This is a genomic window from Streptomyces sp. NPDC055078, assembly GCF_053607985.1.
In genome coordinates this window covers 1-4,019 of sequence record NZ_JBSGUP010000719.1, presented here as the reverse complement: position 1 = coordinate 4,019, position 4,019 = coordinate 1, and the positions used below count along the sequence as shown (strand labels likewise).

Annotated in this window: 5 protein-coding genes; 2 read left to right on the top strand and 3 right to left on the bottom strand. The window is 66.3% G+C overall.

Annotated elements, in window-relative coordinates; genetic code table 11:
- Positions 1–108 precede the first annotated feature (108 nt).
- A complete protein-coding gene (locus ACWF94_RS35440; protein WP_453498313.1) occupies positions 109–261 on the bottom strand; it encodes a hypothetical protein in 153 nt (50 codons plus the stop codon).
- Between the two features lie 797 nt (positions 262–1,058).
- Between ACWF94_RS35440 and ACWF94_RS35435 the strand changes: the two genes are divergently transcribed.
- On the top strand, positions 1,059–1,691 hold the full coding sequence (locus ACWF94_RS35435; RefSeq protein WP_453498310.1) for a hypothetical protein: 633 nt from the start codon (positions 1,059–1,061) through the stop codon (positions 1,689–1,691).
- Positions 1,692–1,810: 119 nt separating this feature from the next.
- Here ACWF94_RS35435 and ACWF94_RS35430 read toward each other — a convergent pair whose 3' ends face one another.
- Positions 1,811–2,113, bottom strand: a complete 303-nt coding sequence (locus tag ACWF94_RS35430; RefSeq protein ID WP_453498307.1) for a hypothetical protein — start codon at positions 2,111–2,113, stop codon at positions 1,811–1,813.
- Between the two features lie 279 nt (positions 2,114–2,392).
- Positions 2,393–2,911 carry a hypothetical protein gene (locus ACWF94_RS35425; RefSeq protein ID WP_453498304.1) on the bottom strand — a complete coding sequence of 173 codons (519 nt, stop codon included), beginning with the start codon at positions 2,909–2,911 and terminating at the stop codon, positions 2,393–2,395.
- A 169-nt stretch (positions 2,912–3,080) separates the two neighbouring features.
- Between ACWF94_RS35425 and ACWF94_RS35420 the strand changes: the two genes are divergently transcribed.
- Positions 3,081–3,995, top strand: coding sequence for an SMI1/KNR4 family protein (locus ACWF94_RS35420; protein WP_453498301.1), 915 nt, complete (start codon positions 3,081–3,083; stop codon positions 3,993–3,995).
- Positions 3,996–4,019 lie beyond the last annotated feature (24 nt).

Sequence of the window (4,019 nt, the reverse complement as noted above, 5' to 3'; positions counted from 1 at the left end):
CCACCCAGAACTACACACCTGAACACGAAGGGGATCAGAGCATACTCTTAATAATAAAGGTGGCCAGCAGGCCGCCGGCCACCAGGATGGCGAGGGCCTCCTCGAGCTTCATCCGCGGCCGAGCAGGACGACCAGCGCGGTCAGCAGGATGACCAGCAGGAGTAAGGAGGCCAGCGGCGATGACTGCGCGGCGCTCGCCGGGGTGTGCGCGCACGGCCCGTTCTGCTCGGCAGGAACGGGCTCAGGAAGCAGGAAAGACAAGGAAGTTGACTCCCAACAGGAGGCGGATGGTCGGCTTACGGTCCGGTCTTGGTGCTCAAGTGCCTTGCAGGGCACGGTTCTTCACTGCCGGTGGTTGCAGCCACAGGCGACAGCGAAGCCCACGTTACCCAGGCTTACGCTTGACAATGCCGATTCAGTTCCCATTGGAGGCAATCCGTAAATAATGAACTGATCAGTTGTTTATGGGATGGAAAGAAATTGTTTACAGGATGGCTCGCCGCCGGATCGAATAACCTCGCCGCCGGGTCTTTCTTCCGCCGTAAGACCAGGTCACAGGGGGCAGGCCCCTGGTGAAGGAAACTTTCCGCCTACTCCTCCTTGCCAGGACTCACCATCCCCAGCATCCTTGCACTCGTCCCCACGTGCGGCACGACCGCCGAGGGCGCGCGTATAAAGGCAAGAGAGGCGCAGGTCCAACGGTCCGGACACGCACCGCAGAACACAGGAGGCCCCGTTGCAGCGGGGCACCCCCGCAAGGTGGCACGGCCAACAGGCCAGCCACTGGACTTCCTCCCGCCCGACGATGACGACTCTCGCGGGCCGAAGGGCGTACGAGCAAGAGGCAGGGCCCGGGAATTCACCATCGTCCCAGGCCTTGCTGCATGCACGGCCCCACCCGTCATGCGGGCCGGTAGAACAGCTGCTGCGAGATCTCTCCGGGCAATAGCCCTGCGCGCTGAGCACACGAGTGTGCCGGACGGGTGAGGTGCCGTCCTGTACGGGCGCATCCCGTGACGAGGGCTGGCCGTTATCCGGGCATGGAACGGAATGAGCGGATGGCCGAGCTGGTGCGCCGTATCCAGGAACACAACACCTTGTCGAGGAGGGCGCGCGATCTATGGGTTCGGGCACAGGCCGAGAGCAGGCGCATCGGGGAACTGATCCCGATGGTGATGTCGGCCGGTGTCTCATGGGCTGAGCTGGGACGTCTGCTGAGCGATATCGATGACGACCCCCCGCTGGTCGAGCCTGTGACGGGCCCGCATCCTGGCGCTTCCCCAGCCGCTGGCATGAGCGCGGACAAGGCAGCGGCAGCCGCCAAACCCCACGTTCCCGCACAGGGAGCAGTGCCCGACCCCCAGGTCTTGGCGGGAGATCTGGTGCCTGATGGCGTTCCGTCACTGCTGTTCCAGGCACACTCGGTCGTTTCCATGAACAAGGATCAGGAGATGTCATCGCGCGATCTCGCCGTGGCGCTCGGACGGAACCCGAACACCATCGGCCCCGAGCTGTGCACACTGCTGCGCGAAGTCCGCGTGCAACGGCCCAACGGCGGGAAGATCAAAGCCCGCTACGCGGATAACGGGAAGCAGCTACCCGGCTACACCGCTGACTGCCTGCGCGAAGCTCTCGACGCATACGCCGCCAGGACTTCGGCAGCACCGGCTGCTCCCGCCCAAACACTGTGACCATCGCCCGCTCCCGCACTACGACAGGGCGCGCACGGAGCAGCCAAGCGCGGCGATCTCGGCCGCTGCGGCCTCGCGGCGACGCTCGTGTCCTGGGGCGTTCGGCTCCTGCGGGGTCGTTACTGGACGGGTGGTGGGCGGAGAGGTCGGTTGTCCGCCGCAACGCCCTGGGTGACCAGCCGGGTGAGGAGTCCGGTGATCTGAGCGTTGCTGCTACGTACCTCGTTGGTGAGGCTGTCCAGGCGGGTATTCACCGCTGCGAACCCGTCGCGGACCTCACGATGCAAGGCGGCCTGGCCTTCGATGACGGCGGTGAAGTTCCCGCCTGTCTGGACCTGGAGCGACTCAGCATGGTCCTCGACGTCCTCGGAGCGGCAGGTGCGAGCGTCCGGTTCACGGTGGGCGGGCATCGACTCGGGCATAGTCGGTCTCCAGGGCGGGGCCGCTCAGTCACGGGTGCTGTCCGCGGCACAGGGCCGACGGTAGCCGGCAGGGGAAGGGCGGGCCGCCTCCGTATCAGCAGCTGCTGAGCGAGGTCGAGTTCGTCGTCGGTGCGGTCGTCGGCGGTACGGATGGTGGAGCGGACCCAGCAGACCTCTCGTTCCACCATCTCATAGAGACGCCGGACGGCCTACCGGCTTGTCAGGGCCAGCGGACTGGAAACGCAAGATGTACGGCCGGGCCTCAGGGGCGCGGTGCTGCTACGGCAGGAGTTGTGCCTGGCTCGCCCACTGGCGGAGGTCGCCGCAGGTGGCGGTGGGTGTCTGACTGCGGCCGGCCAGGGTGTCGAAGGTGGCGCGTACCTGGCTGCCGAGGTAGACGAACACGTGAGCGGCGTGGCCGGTCTGGTAGGCGAGCAGCCGGAAGGCTGCGAGGTCCCGTTCCTCGGTGTCGTCGTCCGGATGCGCGGGCGCCGCAGCCAGGAACTCGTAGTCGCGTCTGTTCATCACGGTCTGGGCGATGGTGTGCAGTGGTGTGGCGTGCAGTGCTTCGAGGCCGGACGGGTGTCCGGCCGCTGCGGCGTCCAGGATGACGGTGTGCATGGTGAGCGCTGCGAAGGTTCCGAGCAGTCGTTCTCCTTCGGGCACGCTCAGGCCGCGTTCGCGGAAGTCCCCGTGGCGGCGATCACGCCGCCATGTGTCCTGGTCGATCAGGGGCAGCAGACATTGGCTCAGGGCGCGGCACTCGCGCCAGACGGTGTTGTCACGGGCACTGTTCACGGCTGCTGGGGCCCTCTCGAGATTGAACCGGACGGTCACGTTCGTAGGACGGGGGCGTCTGGGAGCCTTGGGGTATCCGGCGACTGACGAGAAGCAGGTTGAGGAGCAGGTAATGGCTGTTGACGTACCAGCTGGCTTACAGGAGCGCTGCGAGGAGTTGGGGGAGGGGGTGGGATACGCCCTGAAGGTGTTGTGCAGGCAGCTTGAGGACGAGCCCCTGCTGGGTAGCCCTGCGGGCGGTCCGTCCCTGTATGTCGTGCGGATCGACGGTGAGATGTTCGAGGACTGTCCGGAACTGGATGTGCACTATGTCTACGGTCCTCCCCTGCTGGAGGAGGGGCAGGTCCGGATCAGGAGTATCGAAGCGACGCAGCCGCTCGCTACCGAGCCTGACGGGCACGGCGATCAGATGCCGGACCCCCGCCTGGAGGAGTTGGAGGCCCGCCAGGTGACCGGTGCGTGGCAGCGGGTCGAGTCGTGGCTGCGTGAGTATGCCCCCGTTTCGTACGCGTCACTCAAGGCGGGCGCGACCGACGCAGAGATCTCCGCGCTGGAGGACACGCTCGATGTCCGTGTCCCATCGGGGTTGAGGGCGCTGTGGTCCCTTCGCTGTGGTGTCTACGACATGCGCGGCGCGGGGTTCCTGCTGAACGATCGGACGCTGATGGACCTGGACGCGGTGGCTGTCGTCCACCGACAGCAGATGCTGCTTCAGCGGCGGAACCAGGATGACGAGTTCCCGGTATGGCGGCCGTCGTGGATTCCGTTTTGCTCGTTCTGGGTCGATGACCGGAGTTCCGGCCTGTACCTGGATACCGATACGGGGCAGCTGTGCTATTTCAGCCGGTACGCGGAACGCTGGCCCCAGTTCGATTCGCTGACCGTCTATCTGGAAGAGATGGCGGATGCTCTTGAGGTGCCACCGCGCAGGTCCACCTGGAAGGTGCGGTCCGGGGTGTGGTCGGGCAGGGTCATGGGCGGTCCGGGGTGTGAAGGCGTGCGACGGGCGGCGGAAGAGGGCGGGCCGGGCATCCGCTGGTGCGCGAGGTGCGCGGTGCGGGGCTCCTCCTCGGGATCGCGCTGAGCGAGCCGGTCGCCCCCCGGGTCC

Coding starts and splice junctions, on each gene's coding strand:
- ACWF94_RS35435 (WP_453498310.1), top strand. CDS start 1,059: ATGGCCGAGCTGGTGCGCCGTATCCAGGAACACAACACCTTGTCGAGG.
- ACWF94_RS35430 (WP_453498307.1), bottom strand. CDS start 2,113: ATGCCCGAGTCGATGCCCGCCCACCGTGAACCGGACGCTCGCACCTGC.